Below are 26,684 nucleotides of genomic sequence, written 5' to 3'. Positions count from 1 at the left end.
CATGAAAATTATGACTCCGCATTTAGGAAATACATACCTTGTTACCAAAGCCATTTTCGATTCGCTTGGTATAGACTACATAATCCCAGAATTTAATAGTAAAAGATCTTTAGAAATAGGTTCAATGCATTCTCCCGAAGATATGTGTTTGCCTTTCAAACTTATGATGGGAAATTACATTCAAGGAATTGAGCAAGGCGCTGATACAATAATAATTACTGGCAGTTGTGGACCTTGTCGATATGGTGAATATTGTGAATTACAAATAAATACCCTGAAAAAGCTAGGACATAACTTGAATTTTGTTGTGCTAGATAAGCCCTCAGCAATTGGAACAAAAGAGTTCCTAAACAGAATATCGTTAATTTCATCAAACAGCAAAAAATCTACTGTTCAAAAATTAAACTCGTTACGTGTAGGCTTTAAAGTTTTAAACCTAATAGATAAAATAGAAGCAAAGGCACACTACCTAGCTGGATATGAGAGAAATAAGAGTGAATGTAAAAAACTATTAAATAAATGTAAATCCGATGCGATAAAAAGTACCAGTCCTGATGAAATGATAAAAATATTAAATTATTATTATAGAAAGTTTAATTCAATAGAATTATGCAAAGATAAAGAACCTATAAAAATAGCTATAATTGGTGAGATATATACTATAATTGAACCTTTTTCAAATCTTTATATTGAAGATAAACTTATGGATTATGGTGTTTCTACAAAGAGAAGACTCACTCCAAGTTGGTGGGCAAAGGATTCATTTATGTCAGTGTTTGGATTAAATTCGCTGGACATGAGGAAAGCTTCTAAAGAATATCTCCCATTGTATATTGGCGGTCACGCTAGAGAATGTATTGGAGAAACGGTAATGGCTACTGAAGAAGGATTTGATGGCGCTATTCAAATATTCCCAATGGGATGTATGCCTGAAATTGTATGCAAAGCTCTCCTTCCTACAATATCCAGAGATAAGGACTTTCCCATTCTTACGCTTGTTGTTGATGAAATGACTGGAGAAACTGGATATGTTACTAGAATAGAAGCATTTTTAGATTTATTAGAAAGGAGAAAACAAAATGTATTATCTAGGTGTTGACGTTGGCTCAGTAAGTACTGATATTGTTGTATTAAACAGAACTTTTGATGTTGTTGAAAAATTATATTTAAGAACAAAAGGTAAACCAATAAATGCTATTCAAGAAGGTTTTAAAATTTTAAAGGAAAAATATCATGATGAACAAATAGAAGCAGTTGGAACCACTGGAAGTGGAAGACATATTTCCTCATCTGTACTGGGTGCCGATGCTGTAAAAAATGAAATAACAGCTCATGCGTGTGCTGCGCTAGCAATTGATGAAGACGTTCGAACAATTTTAGAAATAGGCGGACAGGATTCAAAAATTATAATCTTAAAAAATGGTGTTGCTATAGATTTTGCAATGAATAATGTATGTGCAGCAGGAACCGGATCTTTTCTAGATAGGCAGGCAGAACGTTTAGGTATACCTATAGAAGACTTTGGCGATTATGCACTAAAATCAACTACGCCCTTAAGAATTGCTGGAAGATGTGCGGTTTTCGCTGAATCAGACATGATTCATAAACAACAGCTTGGCTACAACGAATGTGACATAATAAATGGATTGTGTGAAGCTCTCGTTAGAAATTACTTAAATGATATAGGAAAAGGGAAAGAAATCTGTCCTAAGATATTTTTTCAAGGTGGTGTAGCTGCTAATAAAGGAATGAAGGCATGCTTTGAAAAAGCTCTAGGCTGTGAAGTATATGTTCCTGAGCATTATAATGTCATGGGAGCAATAGGTGCTGCCATTATTGCTAAGGAAACTGTTGCCAAAACTGGTGCAACTAATTTTAGAGGTTTTGATATAGCTGAGTCTAAATTTATCTCCAATAGCTTTGAATGTGAAGGCTGCTCTAATAGATGCGAAGTGGTAAGAATAAAAAATGGAGATTCAATAATAGGTTGTTTCGGTGATAGATGCGGAAAATGGACTTCAACTATGACTGAAAATGTAGGTAGAGGCGCATAATTTAGTATGGAATTAAAAAGAGAAATGATCTCCAACACTTGTGATAATTAGGAAACCATTTCTCTTTAGATTCTTTACCAGAATCTTTTGCGTCTTGATCTTATAATCTAATTTTAACTTTAATATGCCTCTTCAAATATCCACCTAATATTAAAGGAGTAACTTCTAGCTTAGAACTAGAAGTTACTCCAGATATTTTATAAGTCTACATAACTCTACTCAGTAAGCCTATTCATACTCTCGGCGATATTCCTAAGCTCATTTATATTAGCCTCGATTTCCTCACTTGTAGATGCACTTTGAGCTATCTGCTCTGTAACTATTCCGTATTTTGGTATTGTATCTTTTGTTATATTAAATATTTCTTCATTTGATTCAACTAAGCCTTTAGCTTTAGTCAATAAGGTTTCAGATGCATTACCTATATCCATAATATTATTCGTAAATGATTTTAAATTAGTATTCATCATAGTTAACCCTTTAACTGTTTCATTGAGAATACTATCCCCTTTTTGCGATTTTTCATTATTATCATTCATTTGCTCTTGAACGGTATTAATTTTATATTTCAATTCATTAACTATTGAACTCACTTGATTAAGTGATTCCTTTGTTCCTTCAGCCAGTTTTCTTATCTCTTCTGCCACTACAGCAAAACCTTTACCATATTCCCCTGCTCTAGCAGCCTCAATTGATGCATTCAATGCAAGAAGATTTGTTTGTTCTGATATATCGCCAATAAGTGTTAATATCTCATCTACTTGTCTTGATTTATGTTCTAAATCTTTTGTTGATTGAAAAGTATCTTCTATACTATTTTTTATATCTCTAATAATTGTAATAGTTTCATCTAAAGACTTCTGGTTATTATTCGTAATATTAATAAGATCTTTTATCTTATCTTCACTATCCTTAGTTTTACTTACCACTACCTCATTAGCGTTGAGTAACGCATTTAAATTATCTTTATTACCATCTGATTTAATAAGCATTTCATTTGAATCATCAGATAAAGCTTGACTTGTTCCTGATACTTCTAAAAGAGAGCTTGTCTGTTCTTCAATTGCGGCGCTCAAATTCTCACTTGACTCTAAAATACTAGAAGAAAATTTAGACATATTTTCAAATAAACTTATGAGCTTTTGATTTTCTTCTCCTATTTCTATTTCCTTCTCCTCAATAGATTTTAATAATCTCGATGAAAAATATACAATTAAAAGAATTGCCGTTAACGTTAATAAAATAGTAATAATCCTCATGAGTGATTCTGCCATAAATAGCTGTCTATCTTGAAAAATCGAAGGATCATGAACAAAAACTATTATTTGGCACAATATGCTCAACACTATTGATACAATAATCATTTTCACATCAAAAAATAATGCTCCAAGCATAACAAAAAAGAAAATCACAAGCCATAAAGAGTTTAAATGCATTGTAAAGTTTAAAAATATGTAGTGAAAATAAGTGATAAATAAAATTACACCTTTTGTTATGTTAAAAGCTTTTATGTTAAAACCATCTTTCGTTATTGTAGACCTATAACATATTCTAAATAACACAGCATAAATGACAACAAATACTCCTATCATAGCTAAAGAGCTTATACTTATGTCATCATTGTAACCTAAAAACTTTAGTGCGCTAAAAAATATTAATGATAATGAGCAACTTAATAAATAAATTATTAATACTAATTTTAGTGATTTTTTATTAAATTCTATTATAAAACTTTCTTTCTTTTCCATATTATCCCTCCAAATATGTTGAATAAATTTAAATGTTATAACTTATATCATATTGATTCCTTTACATAATATGATATAATATACATAATATATCTTTTTTTCAAATACATTCCACAAAAAGTATTGCTTTTCTACAAACAGTATTCATATAGAATTTTCTTCACAAATAAATTAAAAGGAGACTTAATGTTCATGAAATACAAAAACGTAAATATTGTAGGGACAGGTATATACCACCCTTCAAACAAAGTAGATAATGATTACTATATAGAGCATTTCAAAAACTTAGGTAAAGATATCGCACCTTTTCTTGATAATCTAGGAAGAAAAGAACGATATATTGTAAATAATACCACCGAAAACGCTTTAACTATGGCAATAGAAGCCTCAAAAAACGCTTTAAAGATCGCTGGTATATCAGCTGATAAACTTGATGCTATAGTATTTTCTTCTGACACACCTGAATATTTATGTCCATCTAATGCACTTATCATAAATCATGAGTTACAAGCATCAAATGCACATACTGTATATGATTTAAACTCTAACTGTGTGGGCATGGTTGTCGCTCTCGATCAAATGAGTCGTTTTATGAAAACATCAAAAAACATAAAATATGCACTTGTAGTAGGCGGTATATTAGTATCGTCCATTGCTAGAGACGATTGTAAATATACATATCCAGCATCTGGTGATGGTGCCGCTGCAGTAATTTTAAAATGCACTGAGGAAGATACACAACGAGGAATACTAGATTCTAAATACTGTACAAGATCTGAATACTACAATACAATCGTCTCTCCTTGTTGTGGACTTACTAAAGCGCGTTTAAATACAACCAGTGAATATGATAAAAAACAACAATGGACCCCATTTCCTCTTAATTTCTTTGCCCCTGAATGGAGTAAAGCTATAGATGAATTCATGTGTGAATATGATTTCTCACTTGATGAAATTCAATATTTCTTTTTATCACAATATTCTAAGCAATTCTTAATTGAAACAGCAAGAATATTAAATATCGATAATTATGAAGAAAAATTTGCATACATTGGTGATAAATATGCATATACCGGTACCACTAGTCCAATATTTGCGTTACATGAAACCCTTCAAAATAAACCAATAACTCCTGGTGCTAAAGCAGTATTTTGTTCAGTTGGTGCTGGCGTTGCCATGTGCTCATTGCTATATAAGTTTTAAATAACTATATTATTTATCATATAGTCATTAATTGGCATTGATGATTTTATAAAAAGTAGATAAATAATTAATTATCTACTTTTTATAATTTTTCCAAATAACTTTAATACTTTATCAAGTTTTCACAAAATCTATCCTTATTAAATCATATCTTTGTTTTTATAATTAAATACATATTTCCCTTTTATCGAATATTCTTTTAGCCTTCCCTTCACTTTTTACAAGTGTATCTGGATTAACAAATTCTATATTACACCCAACTTGTAGTAAATTATGCAATCTATTTTTAATATTTTTTTGTAGTTCATTTAATTCATGTGTATAGTAATACTTTAGATCTCTGTTCGTTTCGACTGTAATTGTTAATTGATCTAGATTACCTTTTTTCTCTAAAGTTAATGTATAGTTCGGTGATAATTCCTCAAAACCAAGTAATATTTTTTCAATCTGTATTGGATATACATTTACTCCTCTAATAATCATCATATCATCGTTTCTTCCATATATACGGTTCATCTTAACATATAGGCATCCACATTCACATTTATCATAGCTAAGTGATGATATGTCTCTTGTTCTATATCTTATCAATGGAATTCCTTCCTTTGTCAAAGTAGTTAAAACCAATTCTCCCTTTTCTCCAGGCTCAACACTTTCTTGAGTAATTGGGTCTATGATTTCTGGAAAAAAGTCTTCTTCATTAATATGCAAACCATCCTGCATATTACATTCACCTGCTACTCCTGGCCCCATTACTTCACTTAATCCATATATATCATATGCCTTGATTTTAAACTTACTTTCGATATTTTCTCTTATTTCATTAGACCAAGGTTCTGCTCCAAAAACCCCCATTCTTAATTTTAATTCTTCAGGGTGTATTCCCATTTTTACCATAGTATCATATATATGAAGAGCATATGATGGGGTACAAGCAAGTACAGTAACTCCAAAATTTTTCATAGTAAGTACTTGCTTTTCAGTATTTCCTCCTGACATAGGTATAACTGATGCACCTACACGCTCGATACCATAGTGAAGTCCTAATCCTCCTGTAAATAGACCATATCCATAAGCCACTTGCACCACATCATCTGAAGTAACACCATATCTACCCAAGACATCAGCTATTAAATTTGACCAATTATCTATATCGTTTTTTGTATAACCTACTATTGTTTGCGTACCACTTGTCCCTGATGATGCATGAATTCTTACAATTTTATTCATAGGAACTGCAAACATACCATAAGGATAATTTCTCCTTAAATCTTCCTTTGTTGTAAATGGCAGTAATTCAATATCCCCTAATGTTTTAATATCTTCAGGAGTTATGCCCATCATATCAAATTTATTTTTGTAAAACGGAACACTATCATAAACATATTTAACAATGTTTTTTAACCTTTGTATCTTAACTTCATTAATCTCTTCTCTTGTTAGTTTTTTTTCTAAATTATTCATAAAACTCTTCTCCTTTTATTACTCCCAATAAATCGAATTCATTTTTAAATTTATGATTTTCATTTAGATTTTAACAAGATTATAATTTAACTAGATAGCTTGTATTCTTGATAGTCGTACATATTATAAATACTTCCTCCTTATAAAGTGTAGTTAATATATACATATCTATATCCAAACTATTTCCATAAAATAGAAGGCGCCTATTAATTAATAGGCGCCAAAAAGATAAACTAATGCGTATGCAATGCATTTAACAACATTTTGGCAGCCTGGCAGTCATTGAAATAAATTTCTTTAGACCCATAGCTTTGCGACCTTATCTTTCGAGAAGTGTGCTATTATCAATGTATATATTAGGTATATTTTACACTTTATTTCCATGTTTTTCAACAAAAATATCACTTTTTTTCCAATAAATTTATATTAGTTAAAGTCGTCTATCATATTCATATTTTAATTTATTATGTTCTATATGATAATCAATCTGATTAATCATAGCCTCTTTGTCACAAGGTAAATCTCCTCTTAGCGAAACGTAATTCGATGCATGGTTGCATCTAAATACTATTGTTTCCTCAATATTGATGTGTTCTATTAAAAGCTTAATTTCAATTAACATTTCTTTATCACTTAACAATTGAAATTCTTTTTTCACTATTTTATTATATAAATCAGTTTCTTCCTCAGCCATAAGACTTAATACGCCTAAATAATCTGGAGCCATATTACTTATTAATTCGCCAGTTTTAACTGCATGAATTTTACTATTTTTTCTTCCTCCAATTCCAGCTATAACAGTTACTGATAGCAAAATATTTGCATTCTTAACCATTACTGCTGCATTTAATAGTTCTTCACTGCTTGCCCCTTTATTTATATCTTTTAAAACCTCATCACTTCCACTTTCAACTCCCATATATATCATAGATAACCCTAAAGCCTTAAGCTCTTCTAACTCCTGATGAGTTTTAAGAAGTATTGATTTAGGTGAACCATAAAGAGTAATCCTACTACATTCAGGAAACAACTTACCTGCATACATTAGTATTTCTTTTAGGTCCTTAGTAGGAATAATCAAAGCATCACCATCTGCAAGAAATATCTTTTCAACATGTTCATATATCTTTCTAAAGTGGTTCATATCATTTTTAATTTCTTCCAAGGATTTTATAGAGAATTTCTTCGATTTATACATACTACAAAAACTACATTTATTATGTGAACAACCTAACGTTGCCTGTATTATAAGGCTATTGCTTTCACTAGGAGGCCTGTATAACGGATAATCGTACATCTTTAATTCCTTTCTTCACTTATATTATTAGTAAGCTAATATTTATAAAACTGCTTCGCATTTTTATACTTTAATTAACTTATATTTCTTCCTATGTTTATAGTATAAATTAATATCTCTTGTAATATCAATTTATAGTTTTAAATTTAATAAAGTTTTCTATCCTACTATTTTACACATAATCATTAGGGTAATAAATTATGTGCATATAGAGCTAGCCCCTTATAGTATAATAATTCTATAAGGGGCCCCAAAATAAAACTTCTTATCATTTATTTTAATCATCCTCTTCAGTACAAACCCTATTTCTGCCTTTGTTTTTTGCTTTATACATTGCTCTATCTGCTCTCAATATAAGATTATTAATGTTTTCTCCATTTACTTTTTTATAAGATGATACTCCAAAACTTGCAGTAATATTAATTTTTTCTTGATTATTCTGAAAATTTATATGCAAATTTTCTACTGCCTTTCTCATACGTTCAGCAATCATGATTGCTTGTTCACTAGTTACTTCTGGTAAACAAATTACAAATTCTTCACCACCATGCCTCCCTACAAAATCATATGGTCTGCACATATTCACAATACATTGAGCAAACTTTTGCAAAGCAATATCCCCCACTTGATGTCCATAAGTATCATTTACTTTTTTAAAAAAATCTATATCCGCTAGTATAATGCTCATATTTAATTTCTCTCTCTCAGCCCTGCTAAACTCCACATTAAATCTCTCTTCAAATGCTCTACGATTTAACGTTCCTGTTAGAAAATCCACAGTTGCAAGTTTTTCTGCTTTATCTTTAGCTTTTAAAAGTTCATGTTCAGCAAATTTCCTTAAAGTAATGTCTTGTATTTGTCCCACCAAATATAGTGGCTTATTTCCAGCGTCATATACAATGGAAATTCCTAATATGGCCCAAATTATTTTTCCGTTTTTATGAATATAACGTTTTTCAAGAATGAAATGAGGAATTTCACCTGATAATAACTTTTCAACTAAAGCTATTTCTTTCTCCTTGTCATCATAATGTGTAATTTGCTCAAAATTGATATTTAATAACTCATCTTGAGAATATCCTAATAAATCACACAGAGCTTGATTTGCTCTAAAGAATTTTCCATTTATATGTGCCAAGCACATTCCTATCACCGCACTATCAAATGCAACTCTAAATCGCTCTTCACTCTCTTTTAATTTCTTCTCCATTCTTTTCCTCTCGGTTATATCATTAATTATATTAATCATAAAAATAGGGTCATGTTCTGTTCCCGGTATCAGGGTAGAAGTAACTTCAGCACATATTCTTTCATTGTTTTTACCAATATAACAATTTTCTGATTTACACAATGTACATTCGTCATTATATAGTTTATTAAAAATATCTACAATTTCTTCATCACCTTTGAATCTATTTATCCCTGATAAGTGATTAATTTCATCCTTCGAATACCCCAGCATATGAAAGTATGCGGTATTAGCTTCAATAATTTTCTCATTATTATCACGTACAACAATTCCTAAACCTGCATTATCAAAAATTGCCTTAAATCTAGCATTACTTATCCTCAGCTCATTCTCAATTTCCTTTCTCGCAGAAATATCCCTAATAACGCAGATAATTTGCTCTATCGAATTATCATTGCTTCTCATCACTTTCATTGATAACTCAACCCAAACATACTTATCATCTTTGCATTTGATTCTAAAAACTTGTGTTGAAATATCTTTAGTTTTCACGTTATTTAAAAAAGCCTTCTTTAGTGATTCTATATCTTCATGATATATATATTTATAGAAGGAGGTTCCCACTAATTCTTCCTGAGTATATCCAGATAATTGTTCTACCTGAGGAGAGACGAATATAATTTTCCCTCCGGCTTTATAGGTTAATATAGTATCAGATAAATTATCAGCCATCATTCTATAATAAAGCATATTCTTATAATTAGAATTTGCAGAAATTATATATTTAGTAGTATAGTACCCTAACACTATTCCTAAAATGTATACCGCCCAATAAAAAAAAACTGTTTCTTCTAAGCCATTTTTATTTTCTATTAAATACCGTAATGCCGTACTAGATATAAGCATTGAAAATAGAAACATAAATATAAACTTATTTCTTCTTGACAGCTTCATAGTTGCTATATACGCTGTTCCAAGACCAATTATAAGTGCTACAAAATGTGCTATTATTGATGCAGTATTTATACCAAAATAAATAAGCCTAAAAAAAGCAATGAGTATTGTAGCAAATACTGCTGAAATAGGTCCGCCAAGTATACCTGCGCAAATAATTGAAATATTTCTTAGGTCTATAATAATGTTATCCGTAATTCTTATTGTAAACATCATTAAAATTATTCCTAATAGCCCAAACGCTATACCTAGCAGGAATTGAACTTTTAAAGCTTGTCTGTGATCAAAACTATTATTCTTAAAAATCTGTCCTATTATTAGTAAAAAGGATATCAAAATAGTGACATTTATAAATAAATCATGGAGCATAAGAACACCTTCACCCATTGTATACTAAACATGTATATATATATGTCTTATCTCTACACACTATTCACAAATTATGAATGATTTTCCAAACATACTGTATACAAAGTTTTAATATATATTAATTCTAATGCCCAAAATAAATATCACTATATCTTTATACCTGATACAAGGGTTCCTCATTGATAATTAAACTTATACTGTGATATATTCCCTAACTAGAAATCAATGATATTCTTTTGTGTAGTGTTTCATCTGGAATTTTGATGGCTGTGGTTCTTAGATTGGAAGTTGTTCAAAAGTGCTAGTTCAATGCTTAAGTGAGAATCCAAATCTTGCATTTGGTCCTTCGAACTTACTCAGCGAACGAATGTGAGTCGAGTTTCCTCTTTTGAGGCCAGCACTTTTGGTGCAACTTCCAATCTTAGAACTACCCATCAAAATTCCTTAGAAACCGAAACAAACGAATATCATTGATTTCGGTGGGAACACACATAAGTTCGATTATCATTGCGGAACCCTATAATCACTTACGATATTTTTAAAAGACTGTTTAAACTCTTTTTTGATAATCAAAAAATCTTCTAAATCATTCAAAAATTGAAATAGCAATGCCCTATTTTCAAATTCATCTCTATTTTTTGGTAGTTCCATACTTGCATAATCTCTTCTGAGAAAATTTAATTTTTCAATTAGCTCAAGGCAATCATTATCTTCATGGAGATTCATTGCAACGTCATTAGTAAACTCTGATAATATTTTTGTTTGGTCATAAGTCATGTAAAATCTTGAAAAGTGTCTCTTCATTCTTTTCATTGTATCTAACTGAAGTATTCTCATCTCAATATAATTTATATAATAGCCATTTTTTTTAAATAAATTATTATTATTTATTAATTGCGCCATAGCTTTAGACTTTTCAACTAAATTTTCAACAGTTGCTAGTATTTCCTGTTCATAAACTGGAACAGCTTGAGTAATTAAAGTCACTGCCATATCCGATAATATTGCCCTATAATATTCTTCAATCCTATGTTTATTTTTCTCAAATTCATCTTCTAATGATGCTGTATATAAATTAAACATGATTGCAACTCCAATGCCTACAACAGTTAATTTTGCTTCATTAATGACCCAAAAAAGATTTATATCATTACTTATTAAAAGATGCGTTGATAATACCGCCCCAACAGCTATTCCTTCGCTCATTTTTATCATTTGAGCTATTGGAATAAATATTAACAAAAATAATCCAAACACAATTGGATTACTACCTAACAACAAATAAATTATAAATGAAAGAAATATAGCTAGTGTCGATGTAATTATTCTTCTTCCTCCTACTTGCAGAGCCTCCTTCTTTGTATCTTGAATACTAAGTATCGCTATTATTCCAGAAGTTACTCCGAACTGTAATCCTATATAATTTGATACAATTATTGCTATTGTAGCTGACAAAGCCATTTTAACTGTTTTTGACTGCAGATATTTTATCATCTTTATTTATCTCCTTCATCTATTCTTTGCACACGTGCTCAATAGCCATATTATATACCTCTTTGCTATTTTTTTAAAGGTAAGTCACCATATTTAATTAGAATATATATCTTCTTTAGATTTACCTATTTGAAACTATATAAAAATGCTCCATAAAAAACGGAGCATTTTACTAATTATTTATTAAGTTATATTTTAAACTTAGCAACAATTTGCATAAGCTCTTCAGCATTTTGTTCTGTAGTTCTCATAAGCTCTGTTATATTGTTAGAATTCTCCATAACAGACAATGTTTTTTCCGAAATAACTTGGGCCCCCTGTGCGCTCTCATCATTAGATGCTGCAATTTCATTTATGGATCTTACCATACTTTGTATTGAATCTAATAATTCTCTAGAGGTTTCACTAAAATCATTTACTAACCTTTCAACTGATTCTGAATCTTTGTGATATTGTTCTCCAATATTAACCATGTTCTTATAATCATCAATTACAGTTGTGTCAATGAAATTTAATGCTCTCTCTGAACTTGATTTTAAATTAATAACTGAACTCATAACTAATTTTGTTATTTCTTGAATTTCATTAACTGTATCTGCTGAAACCTCAGCTAATTTTCTTATTTCATCTGCTACTACAGCAAATCCCTTACCCGCTTCTCCTGCTCTTGCTGCCTCTATTGCCGCATTTAATGCTAAAAGATTTGTTTGAGACGTAATTTGTAAAATTGATTCTGTAAGCACATTAATTTTGTTAACAGCGTTTGACTGCTCTATGGCCTTTCGCATATCAACATCAATATTATCTCTTATATCATGTGCAGTTTTTTCAGATACTACAGCATTTTCCTTTAAACTAAGAGCACGTTTGCTTATCTCTTCTGCTATTCCAGAACCATTTTGTGCTTTAATTGAAATATTTTTAACCGAATCTTCTATCTCCACTGAAGTTGAATTCATAAGTTTGGTAGCTGCTGCAGTCTCCTCAATTCCAGCAGACATTTCTTCCGTCGTTGAAGACACATTTTCAACTTGCATTGATAAATCATATATATCTTTAGATGAATTAGTAATATTATTTTTAACACTATTAGCTTCACTTATAACATTAGATACGACTGATTTTATAGAATCACTCATTATCTCCATTGAATTTGCAAGTATTCCTATCTCATCTTTTCGCCTCTTAATCTTATACGGCACCTTTTGCGTAAAATCTGCATTTGCTAATTGATTTAGATAATTAACACATTCTTTTATAGGTTTTGCAGTAACGTTTGACATAAAAAATGATACTATCATAACAGTTAATACAGAAATACATATAAATATAATTGACAAACTAGTAGACTTATTAATCTCATTATATACTTCCTTTGAAGGAACTGTAACTACCACTTTCCATGATGTTTTAGATACAGTTGAAAATGCTGCAATTTTTTCAACACCTTCATCATCTGTATATTCAATATATCCGCTGTCTTTAGCTAACACTTCATTTTTAAAGATATTTACAGTATCTTGATTCTTTATAGAATCTACAAAATTTTTTCCAACCCTCTCTTTATCTGGATGATATACGAAATCCCCTTTAGGAGATAACATAAATGCATATCCAGTTTCCCCTACCTTTACGTTTTTAAGATAATTTTTCATTGCATCTATACTAACGTAACTAACAATTATCCCATTGAAATTATTATTTTTATCTAAAACTGGCATAGAAATAGGTATATTCATCACATCACTATTTTTACGCACAATTATATCAGTTATAGCCATTTGTTTGGTTTCTTTTGGCTTGATAAAATAATCTCTATCATTTACATCAATAGTATCGTTAACCTTCCCATCTTTTTTAATAGCAGACATAGATTCAACTTCCGAGTCACTATCACTTATAGGTTTAAGAACTGAGTTTATTGTATTTACATCCATATCTGCAAACTCTGGATGAACTTTGTATATTTCAGTAAGCTGTGACATTTTACTATCAATCCATGTATTAATTTGATTAACATTTGAGTCTGCTATACCAATTTCTTTTTCCCGAATGTTACTATCAATCGCTGAATTGAACCGATTTAATTGAAATACAGATAAGACTAAGAGTGGAATAAGAGCTACACAAATAAGAACTATCGTAAGCTTAAATCTAAGTGAATGATAAAATTTCATAAAACTCCCCCTAATACCATTTATATATTTTTTAACAAATTATAATTTAGACATGATTTTTTCTATATTTCCTAGCATTTTTTGTTGAATTTTGTTGTGTATTGGCAAATACAATTATATATTCATCTATTTAGTAAATCAACATAAAAATATGCATTTTTTCATTTTATTTCGACATGTTTTTATATAATATAACAATATTAAAGTCTAACAATTTATCTTAGGATTCTATTTAAACCTCTCAACATTCCATATATAACCAAGTATGGATTGAATATAATTTAAATTGGTCTTGACACAAAATGCTTATAGTATTAAAATTATTTCGTAATCGAAATATTCTGATACGGAATATTCGTAAACGAAATATATTATAGTATGAGGATGAAATATAATGGATGAATCAAATAAAAGTATCGAAGTTGCACAACTTTTTCAAGAAGTAATGAATTTATTTAGGCATAATATGAAAAAAATGATTAGCGAAACTGGCATGTCTGCACCTCAAGGTATGGTTATTGGACTTTTGGGTAAATATAAAAAAATGAAGATAACTGAACTTAGCAACCACCTCTGTCTATCTAATAGCACAATTTCAGGTATTATAGATAGACTTGAAGCTCAAGAAATGGTAGTAAGAGAACGGAGCAAAGAAGACAAGAGAGTCGTTTATGTAACTATATCCCCGAAATATAAGGATATGCATAAAACTTTCCATAAAAAAATTGAAGATAATATTAAAAATACTATAAATCGAGGAAGTGAAGAAGAACTCAATAAAATTTTCGAGGGCTTAGATACCTTAAAAAAGCTTCTAATTAATGAACAAAAGTAAAAAAACAATGAATGGAGATGATATTAATGTTTAAATTGTTTAGGTTTCTTAAGCAATATACACTGCAAATAATAGTAATAGTTTTGTTAATTTTTACTCAAGTCCTTGCTAATCTCTACTTGCCTACTTTAATGGCTGATATCATTGATAAAGGTATTGTTCAAAAGGATGTTACTCAAACTGTGTCATTTTTAGGTTTTGATGGCTCCTATAAAGGCATAGATTACATTATTAGAACAGGTGGAATAATGTTATTAATTTCAGCTGGTGGCGCAATCTGTTCAGTTCTATCCTCACTACTTTCTTCACGAACAGCTGTAGGCTTTGGAAGAATTATTAGAAATAAACTATTTGCAAAAGTTGAAAGCTTCTCATTACATGAATTTGATAAACTTGGTACAGCAACACTTATTACAAGAACAACAAATGACGTTACTCAAATTCAATCGGTGACTATAATGATTTTTTCTATAGCACTTTTTGCTCCTTTAACTGCTTTAGGTGGTATTGTAATGGCTCTAAAAGAAGATACATCTTTAACCTGGATTTTTGCAATAGTTATTCCACTCCTTGCAATCATTATTGCGGCAACGCTTAAATATGCTATGCCATTATTTAAATTAATGCAGGTAAAGATAGATAAATTGAATCTTGTATTACGAGAAGGACTTACTGGTATAAGAGTAATACGCGCCTTTAATCGTATTGAAACTGAAAAACATAGATTCGATAACGCTAATGCTGATCTTATGAATAATGCTATAAAGGTAAATAAAATTATGGCCTTTTTAATGCCGATAATGATGCTAATTATGAATGTAACAACAATTGCTATTATTTGGTTTGGTGCCGAAAGAATAGATGCAGGTAATATGCAGGTTGGCTCATTAATTGCATTTATACAATATGGAATGCAAATTCTATTTGGTTTCTTAATGCTTTCTATGGTATTTATAATGGTACCAAGAGCACAAGCTTCTGCTATAAGAATAAATGAAGTTTTAGAAATGGAGTCAGAAATTGTAGATACGGAAGCTCCTGTGCTTGCTGACAAAGAAAGTGGTTATGTTGAATTTAGAAATGTTAGTTTTAAATATCCTGGTGCGGATCAACCTGCAATTAGCAATATAACCTTTAGTGCTAAACCTGGTGAAGTAACCGCTATTATAGGAGGTACTGGTTCTGGTAAATCTACCCTAGTGAACTTAATACCACGTTTCTATGATGTAACTGATGGTTCTGTGCTTGTTGATGGTGTAGATGTACGCGAAATGAGCCAAGATAGTTTGAGAGCTAAAATAGGTTTTGTTCCACAAAAAACTGTACTCTTCTCTGGTACTATTGCTGAAAATATTAAATACGGTAAAGATGGTGCCACTATTGAAGAAATACAACATGCTGCAACTGTTTCACAGGCTTCTGATTTTATTAATGAAATGGAAAAAGGCTATGAACATGTTATTGCTCAAGGCGGAGCCAACATTTCTGGCGGTCAGAAGCAACGTTTATCAATTGCACGTGCACTAGTTAGAAAACCTGAAATATATGTATTTGATGATAGTTTCTCAGCTCTTGATTTTAAAACTGATGCAAAACTTCGTGCTGCTCTTAAGGATGAAACAAAAGAAGCTACAATGCTTATTATTGCCCAAAGAGTCGCAACAGTTATGGATGCAAATAGAATAATAGTTTTAGACGATGGAGAAATTGCAGGTATGGGAACTCACAAAGAACTTTTAAATAATTGTGAAGTATATCGTGAAATTGTATCTTCACAGCTTTCAGAGGAGGAATTATCATGAGTGAAAATAGAAATCCCAAAAGGCCCACAGGTGGAAGAGGCCACGGAGGCGGTGGACCAATGAGTTCATTTGCAAGTGGCCCAGTGGTAAAAGCAAAAGACTTCAAAGGTACCTTAAAAAGGCTGATAAGTTATTTAAAGCCACAAAAAGTCAACTTTATTTTAGTTTTTATATTTGCAATCTTTAGTACTATTTTTAACATAGTAGGACCTAAAGTTTCAGGCTGGGCAATTACTAGATTATTTGAAGGTTTAATGGCAAAATTTACAGCTATCGGACAAAATCAGACTCTACTCAAAGCTGGTAAAGCAGCTACTATTCCAATACCTAATATAGATTTTCCATATATAGCACATACACTTTTATTATTACTCGGATTATATTTAATAAGTACACTTTTTGGATTCCTACAACAGTACATTATGGCCGGTGTCGCGCAAAAAACTGTATACAACCTTCGTAAAGATGTTGAAGATAAGCTTTCACGTCTGCCACTTAAGTTCTTTGATTCAAGAACTCATGGTGAGATTTTAAGCCGTGTAACAAATGATGTTGATAATATTGCAACAACACTTCAACAAAGTCTTACACAACTTATTACCTCTGTTGTAACTATTGTTGGAATTATTATAATGATGTTAACAATTAGCCCATTGATGACTTTGGTTGTTATACTAACTTTACCTCTTTATATTTTAGTGACTGCACTTATTGCAAAACAATCTCAAAAATATTTTGCAGCTCAGCAAAAAGAAATCGGTGAACTTAATGGTCACGTTGAAGAAATGTATACCGGCCATAAAATAGTTAAATCTTTTGGCCATGAACATGACTCTATTGAGCAATTTAAAAAAATTAACGATAGATTGTATACTTCAGGGTGGAAGGCTCAGTTTATTTCTGGAATCATAATGCCTATGATGAGATTTGTAAGTAACATAGGTTATGTGATAGTATCTGTTGTTGGTGGTTACTTAGCAATACAAGGCAAAATTACAATTGGTGATATTCAAGCATTTATTCAATATTCTAACCAATTTACTCAACCTATAGTTCAAACTGCAAATATTGCTAATATAATTCAATCAACAGTAGCTTCTGCTGAGCGTATATTTGAACTATTAGATGAAGTTGAAGAGATTCCAGACAGTGCAAATGCTAAGGTTATAGAATCTCCTAAAGGAGAAGTAAAATTCGAAAATGTTGACTTTAACTATAAAGCTGAAGAACCTCTTATTAAAAACATGAACATTGATGTAAAACAAGGTCATACAATTGCTATTGTTGGACCTACTGGTGCCGGAAAAACTACGCTTGTCAACCTACTTATGCGCTTCTATGAAATAGGTGGCGGTACAATTACAATTGATGGAGTTGATATAAGAGATATAAAACGCGGTGAACTACACAATATGTTTGGTATGGTACTTCAAGATACTTGGTTATTTAATGGAACTATTTTTGATAATATTGCCTATGGTAAAGAAGATGCAACAAAAGAAGAAATTATTCAAGCAGCGAAAGCAGCTCATGCTCATCACTTTATCAAAACACTTCCTGATGGATATAACACAGTTTTAAATGAGGAAGCTACAAATATTTCTCAAGGACAAAAACAATTGCTTACAATAGCTAGAGCAATACTTGCAAATCCAACTATTATGATTCTTGATGAAGCTACAAGCAGCGTTGATTCAAGAACAGAAATATATATACAAAAAGCTATGACAGAGCTTATGCAGAATAGAACAAGTTTTGTAATTGCGCATAGACTTTCTACAATACGAGACGCAGAACTAATACTTGTTATGAATAAAGGAAGTATTATTGAAATGGGTAACCATAATGAGCTTCTTGCTAAAAAAGGTTTCTATGCAGACCTATATAACAGTCAATTTACTGGTTCAAATTCTAATAATCAGGCAGTATAAATAATAGCCCTAAAAGTTTTAACGCTTTTAGGGCTATTATATTACATCTTTGCTTTATATTAGCTAATTTTCTTTGATATAAAGGAGACATATTCTTTTAAATACCCCTCTATATTTTCATACAAATTATAGATTTTCTTTTATAAGTTTTATTCTTTCACTATATTCTTCATCGCTTAAATACGTTTTTTGAGGATTCATTTCAAATACTCCACCCCATGAAAAGCCATCCTTATATTTAGGAACTAAATGAAAATGAAGATGAGGAAGTGTATCTGAGTATGCCCCATAATTTACTTTATCAGGTGCAAAAGTTTTTTTAATCGCAGAAGCTGCTTTTGTAACATCCTTCATAAATAACTCTAATTCTTTTTCTTCTAGCTCAAATAATTCATTTACATGTTTGTTATATGCAACAATACATCTTCCTTTATGACTTTGTTCCTTAAACAAATAAAGAGTAGATACATCTAGCTTACATATTTCAATCATTAAATTATCAAGTTTTTCGTCCTTATCACAGTATAGACAGTTAATTTTGTTATTCATATTAAAATCTCCTCACTTATATAATTATTTTATTTAAAATTAGCTGCCTTAAAATAGAAATTTATTCTCTATCTTAAGACAGCCATAAGAGTTAAGTTAAAATATTTTGAGAGATAGGATTGTAACTTTGTTTATATTTTAACTTATTAACCTTCTAGTAATTAAAAATATGTTATACTGCTGTTTCTTTCCAAACATTTTCATATTTATATCCAGTAAGATTTTCAACAATTGCTCTTGTTTCAGGAGTAACGTCTTGTTTTGAACCGTTGTTTTTTAGACGTTCAACTTCATCTACTAATATACCATGTGTTCTCTTATTAAGTTTGAAAGTTACTGCACAGATTAATGCTAATATAAGTAATCCTATGCATCCATAAAGTAAAACATTAGCAATAGTTGTAATTACGTTTTCTGGTTGAGTTGCTTGTCCTTTAACAAATCCACTATCTTGTAATATAACACCGATAGCAAATGTAGATATTGCTACACTACTCTTTCTAGTGAAAGTCATTACTGCTGCAAATAATCCTTCTCTTCTTTTTCTTGTAACCATTTCATCAACGTCTGGTATGAATGGGAATACATTCCACGGAGTAAATTCTAATAAACTTCTACCTATTTGATATACAGCACCAACTAAGAATAATAAAGAAGTATTAGCACCTAATCCCATTTTATAGATACTGTAGAATCCTAATAAACAAACAATCATAGTTGTATATGATATTTTAAATAAGTTTCCTGGTCCAACCTTGATCATTAAGAATCCACCTACAATAGTTGTTGGTATACCAATAAGACTAAGTGAAAGTATATTAGCCGCAAGAGTAGATGAAACCAATAAATCATAAACACAGAAATATATAAATACAGAGTTAAATAAATCTTTAGCTGTGAATGATAATATATAAATTGCTAAATGTTGTCTAAATGCTCTGATCTTTAATGTAGATATATAATCAGCTGCTACTTCAATCATAGCTTTTATTTGCTCACCAAAAGTTTTCTTTTCAGAGCTCTTTAGTAATTCAGCTTCCATCTCAGGTGTAAGATCTCTTTCCCAAGTTACTTTATATGATATCAATATACATATAGCATATATGATTGCAAAAAATAATCCATTAATAAAATATGCTTGTGGATTTTTATCACCGAAGAAAGCTATTAATCTTCCAGGAACAAAAGTAGCTAAGAATGTACCTGTTGCAGAAATAAACATTCTTGATGCTGATAATTTAGTTCTGTCATCAAAATCTTTAGTCATTTCAGCAGGTAATGTTTCCCATGGAATTAATACCATAGCTGCAACAATTTCAAATATTAAATAAGTAGCTAAATAGAACCAATAACTTCTTCCTGTTACCCATAATAGCACGTAATCTGCCATTAAAGGTGCTCCGATTAATAAGAAGAAACGACGTCTTCCAAACATTTTACCAAGTTTAGTCTTATAAAAATTATCAGATATACTACCTATAAAAAGACTGGCAACTGCATCAACTATACGAGCTACCGCAATAATAGAAGCCCCTTCTATTGGTGTTAATCCTGCAAATGTTGTGTAAAAGAATAATAAGAATGCTCCAATAATGGTAAATGCACCACCACCCATTAAATCAACTAGTCCGTAACCTACACCTCTAGCTATTGTAATTTTTCTATTTTTATTTGACATTTGTTTGTCCCCTCTTTCTTAACTTCAGTATTTTCTAATTACTTTTCATCGAATCCAAAATATTCTTTTGCATTGTTGTAACATATACCTTGAACAATTCTTTTTAGTAATTTATCATTTTTAGGTACTTCACCGTTTTCTACCCATTCTCCAATTAAATTACAAGCAATTCTTCTAAAGTATTCATGTCTAGTGTATGATAAGAAGCTTCTTGAATCAGTTAACATGCCAACGAATCTTCCTAATAATCCAAGGTTCCCTAGAGCTTTCATTTGCTCAATCATTCCATCTTTGTTATCATTAAACCACCAAGCTGCACCAAACTGCATTTTTCCTGGAATTCCATCACCTTGGAAATTTCCAATCATGGTTCCAAGTACATAGTTATCCTTTGGATTTAATGTATATACAATAGTTTTTGGAAGAGAATCCTCTCTATCCACAGAATCTAAAAGTCTAGAAAGTGGATAAGCTATACTTTCATCATTAATTGAGTCGAAACCTGTGTTAACTCCAATTTTTTCATACATTTTTGTATTATTGCTTCTAAGCGCTGCTATATGAAGCTGCATAGTCCACCCTAACTCATGATAAAGTTTAAATACATGTCTTAATGTATAAGTTTTATACTTCTTTTCTTCATCAATACTTACAGTTTCGCCTTTCAAAGCTTTTGCGAATATAGCTGCTGCTTCTTCTTTTGTTGAATCTGCATAAACTACTACACCATCTATACCATGATCTGCTATTCTGCATCCAACTGAATGGAAAAACTTTATTCTTGAATCAAGAGCTTTTAAAAATTCATCATAATTATCTATAGATATTTCGGATACTTTTTCTAAATCTTTTACCCAAGAAACAAAGCCATCTAAATTGATTTCAATTCCTTTATCTGGTCTAAGAGTCGGTAAAACATTTACATTGAAGCTAGCATCTTCTTTAAGTTTTATATGATATTCTAATGTATCAATAGGATCATCTGTTGTGCATATAGTTTCAACGTTTGATTTTGTTATCAAATCTCTAACATTAAAGCCATCTCCACTAAGTAATTCATTAGCTCTTTTCCAAATTTCAGGAGCCGTATCTTCGTCAAGAGGTTCATCTATTCCAAAGTATCTTTGAAGTTCTAAATGAGTCCAATGATAAAGCGGATTTCCTATAGACATAGGTATAGTTTGTGACCAAGCTAAGAATTTATCATAATCACTTCCATCTCCTGTGATGTTTTTTTCATCTATGCCATTACTTCTCATTGCTCTCCATTTATAATGATCAGCATAAAGCCATGCTTCAGTTATATTATTAAATTTCTTGTTTTCATATATTTCTTTTGGATCAATATGACAATGATAATCTATAATTGGCAGATTTTTAGCATAATTATGATATAAATCTATGGCTGTTTGATTAGATAGTAAAAAGTTGTCATCCATGAAATTTTTCATACTCATCATCCTACTTTCAAATAATTATTTCATATTTGTAAAGTATTGAACTTAGTGGGTTAATAATATACGATATATTAATTCACGCACATTATTGTAATCTGCATCTATTCAATCCTTTACCATAACGTTTTCTTATAGTTTATAAATTGACCTTAAGATATTTATGATTGTTAAAAATTATACTAATTTAACGTCCTTAATATAATCGTATCTTAAATTTTTCCAATCATTTCAATACGCTCTCTTACTCTAAGGAAAGTTGTTAATTAGCATGGTTTATGTTATAATGTACTTCATATTAATTTTCTTAAACATTTCTATCATTCTTTGTTTATATTATTTGGCAGAGTAAAGTAAACGGAGAATGATAAAAATGTTTATTTTTTGATGTATTTAATTATCTTAAATTATTTACACTCTAAATATTTTTCTAAAGTTGATCTGACAGCACCAACGCCTGAAATCATTTCATTGAAATAACCTTCGATTTTTTCTCCTAAGCCTATATCATAAAGATTTACACCAAAAATTTCTTCATTTATTAGTATAGGTTTTAATGTATCTTCACCTAATTCTTTAGTACCTAATTTTACATTAGCTACATATTTCTTTAGTTCATCTAATAATGGATCTGGACTTAATTCCATTGCATTACCATTATCATCTATTGCCATTAAATATCTGCACCAACCTGCAATAACAAGTGGAATATATTTAAGTTGTTTTGGATCTAAATCTTCTCTCGCACCGTAAGCTTTAATTGTTTCACCAAATCTTATGCCAACTTTTTGAGATGTATCTGAAGCAATTCTTTGAGGTGTATCAGGTATATATGGATTTGGCAGTCTAACGTCAACTACCTCTTTAATAAAGTCTTCAGGATTTATTATTCCAGGATTTACAACAACAGGCATACCTTCTTCATATCCAATCTTTTCAACTAATTTCTTTAAGGCTGGATCTTTCATTTCATCTGCTATTAAGTTAAATCCAAGAAGACATCCAAATACTGCTAGAGAAGTGTGTAATGGATTTAAACAAGTACAAACCTTCATTGTTTCAATTCTTTCCACTGTTTCTCTGTTTGTTAAAAATACGCCTGCTTCTTCGAGTGGCATACGTCCATTTGGAAAATGATCTTCGATTACAAGATATTGTGGGCCTTCTGCATTAACAAATGGTGCAGCATAAGTATTATTCTCTGTACATATAATATCCATACCTTCAAATCCTTCTTTTTCTAGAGAGTCTTTAACATCTCCTGAAGGTCTTGGTGTAATTTTATCTATCATACTCCAAGGGAATGATACTTTTTCATTATTATTAATGTACTTAAGGAAATCTTCTTCCACTAAGCCATTTTCAATCCATTTTTTTACGATTGTTTCAATTGAGTTATGAAGTATTTCTCCATTGTGTGAACAGTTGTCCATGCTAACAAAAGCAATAGGTAATTGTCCATTTTTATATCTTGTGTATGCTAATGATGCAACCTTAGCCATGATGCTTTTTGGGTGATTTAAGCCATCTGTTAAATCATCTTGAGAAATATTTTTTACGCTATAGCCTTTTTCTGTTATCGTGAAACTTGCCATTTGTAATGATGGATTTGAGAATATTTCGTGTAATCTCTTCCATTCTTCTTCTCTTGAATAATCTGCTCCTAAGCTTTCACCTATACTTCCTACAACTTTTTTATCTAAGCTTCCATCAGGATTCATAATTACAAGTAAACTTAAATTATCATAAGGTGTATAGATTTTGTCCATCATATCACAATCATGTCCGTCAACAGCAACAATACCACCATTTACTTTTCCATTATTTAAAAGTTGTTGTTGCAGCATTGCTATAAATCCTCTAAATATATTTCCTGCTCCAAAGTGAACCCAGGTAGGATTCTCCTTAGTACAATCTGACATATTATCATGATCAAACTTTGGAATTTCTATCCCTGCTTTTCCCCATAATTCACTATTTTTAATACTTTCTTTGCTTAGTACTATTTTAGCGTTACTCATTTCTATTTTCACCTCTTCAAAACTATTGTTAATAGGATTAATATCAATTGTCTTTTGTATATTAAAATTCCCAGAGACAAGATTTTCTTGGACATACCAATTTCATTTTGCCTCTATATGCCTATTTATTTCTTTGTAATGTATCCCATATTCCCCATATATACATGATTCCAAGTGCTCTATCATAAAGTCCATAACCTGGTCTACATTGTTCATTCCAAATATGTCTTCCATGGTCTGGTCTTGCATATCCAGTAAATCCAACTTCATGATAAGCTTTTACTATATCACATATATCTAATGAACCATCACAAGTTCTATGCGAAGTTTCGATAAAATCACCATTTTCATAAATCTTTACATTTCTAATATGTGCAAAAGCAATTCTATCACCAAATTCTCTTATCATTGCTGGCACATCATTATTAGGATCTGAGCCTATAGCACCACTACAAAGAGTAAGACAATTATATGGATTATCAACAAGTTTTAATAATCTTGCTAAGTTATCTCTATTTTTAACTATTCTTGGTAGTCCAAATATTGGCCAAGGTGGATCATCCGGATGAATAGCCATCTTAATATCGTTAATTTCAGCTACTGGAATAATTTGTTCTAAGAAATATTTTAAGTTATTCCATAAATCTTCTTCTGTTACATTTTTATAAGCATCAAAAAGCTGTGTTAAATTCTTTAATCTTTCTGGTTCCCAACCTGGCATTGTAAGATCTGGATTCGATGCAATTTTATTAACTAGTTCCATTGGATCTATGTCAGTAATTCTTGCTTTTTCATAGAAAAGAGCTGTTGATCCATCTTCTGCTTTTTTATATAAGTCTGTTCTTAACCAGTCAAATACAGGCATAAAGTTATAGCAGATTACCTTAACCCCAACCTTTGCTAACTTTTCTATTGTCTTTTTATAATTTTCAATATATTTATCTCTTGTTGGTAAACCTAACTTAATATCTTCATGAACATTAACACTTTCAACAACATCAAGGTTAAATCCATATTTATCAGTTGATTCCTTAACTTTAAGAATTTTTTCCATTGGCCATTCTTCTCCAGCCGCCATGTCATGAAGACCCCAAACAATTGATTCCACGCCTGGAATTTGTTTGATTTGCTCAAGTGTTACGGTATCATTTCCTTCACCGTACCATCTAAATCCCATTTTCATAGTAATATCCCTCCTGCATTTTTACTTGCATTTTATTTAACTTTAGTTCAGCTATATAATTTCTTTAGGAACCTAAATGGTTCAAATTTCATACTTTATATAAGCCTCACCTCCCTTAATTATTAGCTAAGAATAATCTAGAATTAATTTATTATTTAAAATAATTCGGATAGATTTCTCTTACTTCATTTTTATCAAAAGTAACCATATTTAAATGTTCCTTCATGAATTCTTCTGCTTTCTCTGGGTCTTTGTTTTTTATAGCATCAAATATTTCTTGATGCTGTAAATAAATATTATCCCAGCTAGAGTTAGCTGTTAATCTAAGCATACGAATTCTTTGAAACTCGGTACTACCATCATTTATGCTATCCCATATTCTTTTTTTATTACTTCCTTCAAAAATTATCTTATGAAATTCTTCATCTGCTTCAAATAATTTTTTATAATCATGGTTTTCTATATACATTTTTTGAAGCTTCAAATTCATTTCTAGTGCCAATATATTTTCTGGAGAAAATTCTCTGCACGCTTCCTTTACTACAGCTCTTTCTAAATGTTCACGTAAGAATCTGCCATCTTCAACAGCTGATAAATCAATTAAAGAAATAACTGTGCCTTTTTGAGGGTAAATATTTACTAATCCTTCTTGCGCTAAGCGAACAAGCGCTTCTCTAACCGGAGTTCTACTTACACTATATTTTTCTGAAAGCTCTTTCTCTGAAATGCTTGTGCCTGGCTCAAGATATAAATTAATAATTTCTTCTCGAAGCGCATAATATATGGTTTTACTTGTTGTATTTTTTTTCATTTCTAAAACCATCTTGATATTCTCCTCTCATACTACCATGCTTGTATGGTAGTTGAATTTCTATAACTTCATCTTTTATATTTCGAAAGCTCCAACTAACATACTTGTATGGTAGTTAATTTTAACTTATAACATTATTATCAAATAATTATATTACTTTCGAATATAAGTGTTTTCTGCCATACTTGTATGGTAGTTATGTTTTTATTTTATCATAACCGTTTACAATGTCAAGTGGATATTTTATAATTTCTAAAAATAATATTTAAATTAAACTATTATTTTTATGATTCCTTTTTTATCTAAATTATTGTTATAATATGTAGAATATTGATTTAATTATCCTAAAAAAGTGATATATCTTGAAATAGTGAGTAAATTAAAGAAAAATGTCTATATAAGGTATATATTTTATTCACAAGCTAAATTTCTAATTTTAACTATATTTATTTTCAATATAATATCTAAATT

Annotated in this window: 18 protein-coding genes and 1 riboswitch; of the genes, 6 read left to right on the top strand and 12 right to left on the bottom strand. The window is 30.5% G+C overall.

Annotation, left to right across the window (positions count from 1 at the left end; genetic code table 11):
* The first annotated feature begins 1 nt into the window (after position 1).
* Together CLCHR_RS16480 and CLCHR_RS16475 are read left to right on the top strand one after the other, a co-directional pair.
* The gene (locus CLCHR_RS16480) at positions 2–1,099 is read left to right on the top strand and encodes an acyl-CoA dehydratase activase-related protein (protein ID WP_079440918.1); all 1,098 of its coding nucleotides are present in this window, start codon (positions 2–4) and stop codon (positions 1,097–1,099) included.
* Positions 1,080–2,054, top strand: coding sequence for an acyl-CoA dehydratase activase (locus CLCHR_RS16475; RefSeq protein WP_079440917.1), 975 nt, complete (start codon positions 1,080–1,082; stop codon positions 2,052–2,054). Before CLCHR_RS16480 ends, CLCHR_RS16475 begins: the two co-directional genes overlap by 20 nt.
* A 215-nt stretch (positions 2,055–2,269) precedes the next feature.
* Here CLCHR_RS16475 and CLCHR_RS16470 read toward each other — a convergent pair whose 3' ends face one another.
* Positions 2,270–3,802 (bottom strand): methyl-accepting chemotaxis protein, encoded by a 1,533-nt coding sequence (locus tag CLCHR_RS16470; protein WP_079440916.1) that lies wholly within the window; start codon positions 3,800–3,802, stop codon positions 2,270–2,272.
* A gap of 192 nt (positions 3,803–3,994) precedes the next feature.
* Here CLCHR_RS16470 and CLCHR_RS16465 point away from each other — a divergent pair, with 192 nt between their 5' ends.
* Positions 3,995–5,005 (top strand): ketoacyl-ACP synthase III, encoded by a 1,011-nt coding sequence (locus tag CLCHR_RS16465; RefSeq protein ID WP_169896829.1) that lies wholly within the window; start codon positions 3,995–3,997, stop codon positions 5,003–5,005.
* Between the two features lie 165 nt (positions 5,006–5,170).
* Here CLCHR_RS16465 and CLCHR_RS16460 read toward each other — a convergent pair whose 3' ends face one another.
* The 5 genes from CLCHR_RS16460 to CLCHR_RS16440 form a co-directional block, all read right to left on the bottom strand.
* Positions 5,171–6,469 (bottom strand): phenylacetate--CoA ligase family protein, encoded by a 1,299-nt coding sequence (locus CLCHR_RS16460; protein ID WP_079440914.1) that lies wholly within the window; start codon positions 6,467–6,469, stop codon positions 5,171–5,173.
* Positions 6,470–6,732: 263 nt separating this feature from the next.
* Positions 6,733–6,819: riboswitch (cyclic di-GMP riboswitch) on the bottom strand.
* An 80-nt stretch (positions 6,820–6,899) separates the two neighbouring features.
* Positions 6,900–7,766 (bottom strand): radical SAM protein, encoded by an 867-nt coding sequence (locus CLCHR_RS16455; protein ID WP_079440913.1) that lies wholly within the window; start codon positions 7,764–7,766, stop codon positions 6,900–6,902.
* A 277-nt stretch (positions 7,767–8,043) separates the two neighbouring features.
* Positions 8,044–10,278: a PAS domain S-box protein gene (locus CLCHR_RS16450; RefSeq protein WP_169896828.1), complete on the bottom strand. Its 2,235-nt coding sequence runs from the start codon at positions 10,276–10,278 to the stop codon at positions 8,044–8,046.
* Between the two features lie 504 nt (positions 10,279–10,782).
* A complete protein-coding gene (locus CLCHR_RS16445) occupies positions 10,783–11,772 on the bottom strand; it encodes an aromatic acid exporter family protein (RefSeq protein WP_079440911.1) in 990 nt (329 codons plus the stop codon).
* Between the two features lie 188 nt (positions 11,773–11,960).
* On the bottom strand, positions 11,961–13,949 hold the full coding sequence (locus tag CLCHR_RS16440) for a methyl-accepting chemotaxis protein (RefSeq protein WP_079440910.1): 1,989 nt from the start codon (positions 13,947–13,949) through the stop codon (positions 11,961–11,963).
* Between the two features lie 394 nt (positions 13,950–14,343).
* On the opposite strand from CLCHR_RS16440, the gene CLCHR_RS16435 reads away from it, so the two are divergent.
* The 3 genes from CLCHR_RS16435 to CLCHR_RS16425 are packed head-to-tail and all read left to right on the top strand — an operon-like array spanning position 14,344 to position 18,517.
* Complete coding sequence (locus CLCHR_RS16435) at positions 14,344–14,784, top strand: MarR family winged helix-turn-helix transcriptional regulator (protein ID WP_079440909.1); 441 nt, start codon at positions 14,344–14,346, stop codon at positions 14,782–14,784.
* A gap of 26 nt (positions 14,785–14,810) precedes the next feature.
* Positions 14,811–16,586 carry an ABC transporter ATP-binding protein gene (locus tag CLCHR_RS16430; protein WP_079440908.1) on the top strand — a complete coding sequence of 592 codons (1,776 nt, stop codon included), beginning with the start codon at positions 14,811–14,813 and terminating at the stop codon, positions 16,584–16,586.
* Positions 16,583–18,517: an ABC transporter ATP-binding protein gene (locus CLCHR_RS16425; RefSeq protein ID WP_079440907.1), complete on the top strand. Its 1,935-nt coding sequence runs from the start codon at positions 16,583–16,585 to the stop codon at positions 18,515–18,517. Before CLCHR_RS16430 ends, CLCHR_RS16425 begins: the two co-directional genes overlap by 4 nt.
* 126 nt (positions 18,518–18,643) lie before the next feature.
* Here CLCHR_RS16425 and CLCHR_RS16420 read toward each other — a convergent pair whose 3' ends face one another.
* From CLCHR_RS16420 to CLCHR_RS16395, 6 genes are all read right to left on the bottom strand, one after another.
* Positions 18,644–19,066 carry an HIT family protein gene (locus CLCHR_RS16420; RefSeq protein ID WP_079440906.1) on the bottom strand — a complete coding sequence of 141 codons (423 nt, stop codon included), beginning with the start codon at positions 19,064–19,066 and terminating at the stop codon, positions 18,644–18,646.
* 172 nt (positions 19,067–19,238) lie between these two features.
* Positions 19,239–20,744, bottom strand: a complete 1,506-nt coding sequence (locus CLCHR_RS16415) for an MFS transporter (protein ID WP_079440905.1) — start codon at positions 20,742–20,744, stop codon at positions 19,239–19,241.
* Positions 20,745–20,782: 38 nt separating this feature from the next.
* The gene (gene uxaC, locus CLCHR_RS16410; protein WP_079440904.1) at positions 20,783–22,195 is read right to left on the bottom strand and encodes a glucuronate isomerase; all 1,413 of its coding nucleotides are present in this window, start codon (positions 22,193–22,195) and stop codon (positions 20,783–20,785) included.
* 410 nt (positions 22,196–22,605) lie between these two features.
* Positions 22,606–24,219, bottom strand: a complete 1,614-nt coding sequence (locus tag CLCHR_RS16405; RefSeq protein WP_079440903.1) for a mannitol dehydrogenase family protein — start codon at positions 24,217–24,219, stop codon at positions 22,606–22,608.
* A 121-nt stretch (positions 24,220–24,340) separates the two neighbouring features.
* Positions 24,341–25,402: a mannonate dehydratase gene (gene uxuA / locus CLCHR_RS16400; protein ID WP_079440902.1), complete on the bottom strand. Its 1,062-nt coding sequence runs from the start codon at positions 25,400–25,402 to the stop codon at positions 24,341–24,343.
* Positions 25,403–25,553: 151 nt separating this feature from the next.
* Positions 25,554–26,225, bottom strand: a complete 672-nt coding sequence (locus CLCHR_RS16395; protein WP_079440901.1) for a GntR family transcriptional regulator — start codon at positions 26,223–26,225, stop codon at positions 25,554–25,556.
* Between the last annotated feature and the right edge of the window lie 459 nt (positions 26,226–26,684).

The organism is Clostridium chromiireducens (genome assembly GCF_002029255.1).
In the GTDB taxonomy this organism is placed as follows: Bacteria; Bacillota; Clostridia; order Clostridiales; family Clostridiaceae; genus Clostridium; species Clostridium chromiireducens.
The sequence above is the reverse complement of the archived record's forward strand: the minus strand, read 5'-3'. Positions and strand labels throughout refer to the sequence as shown.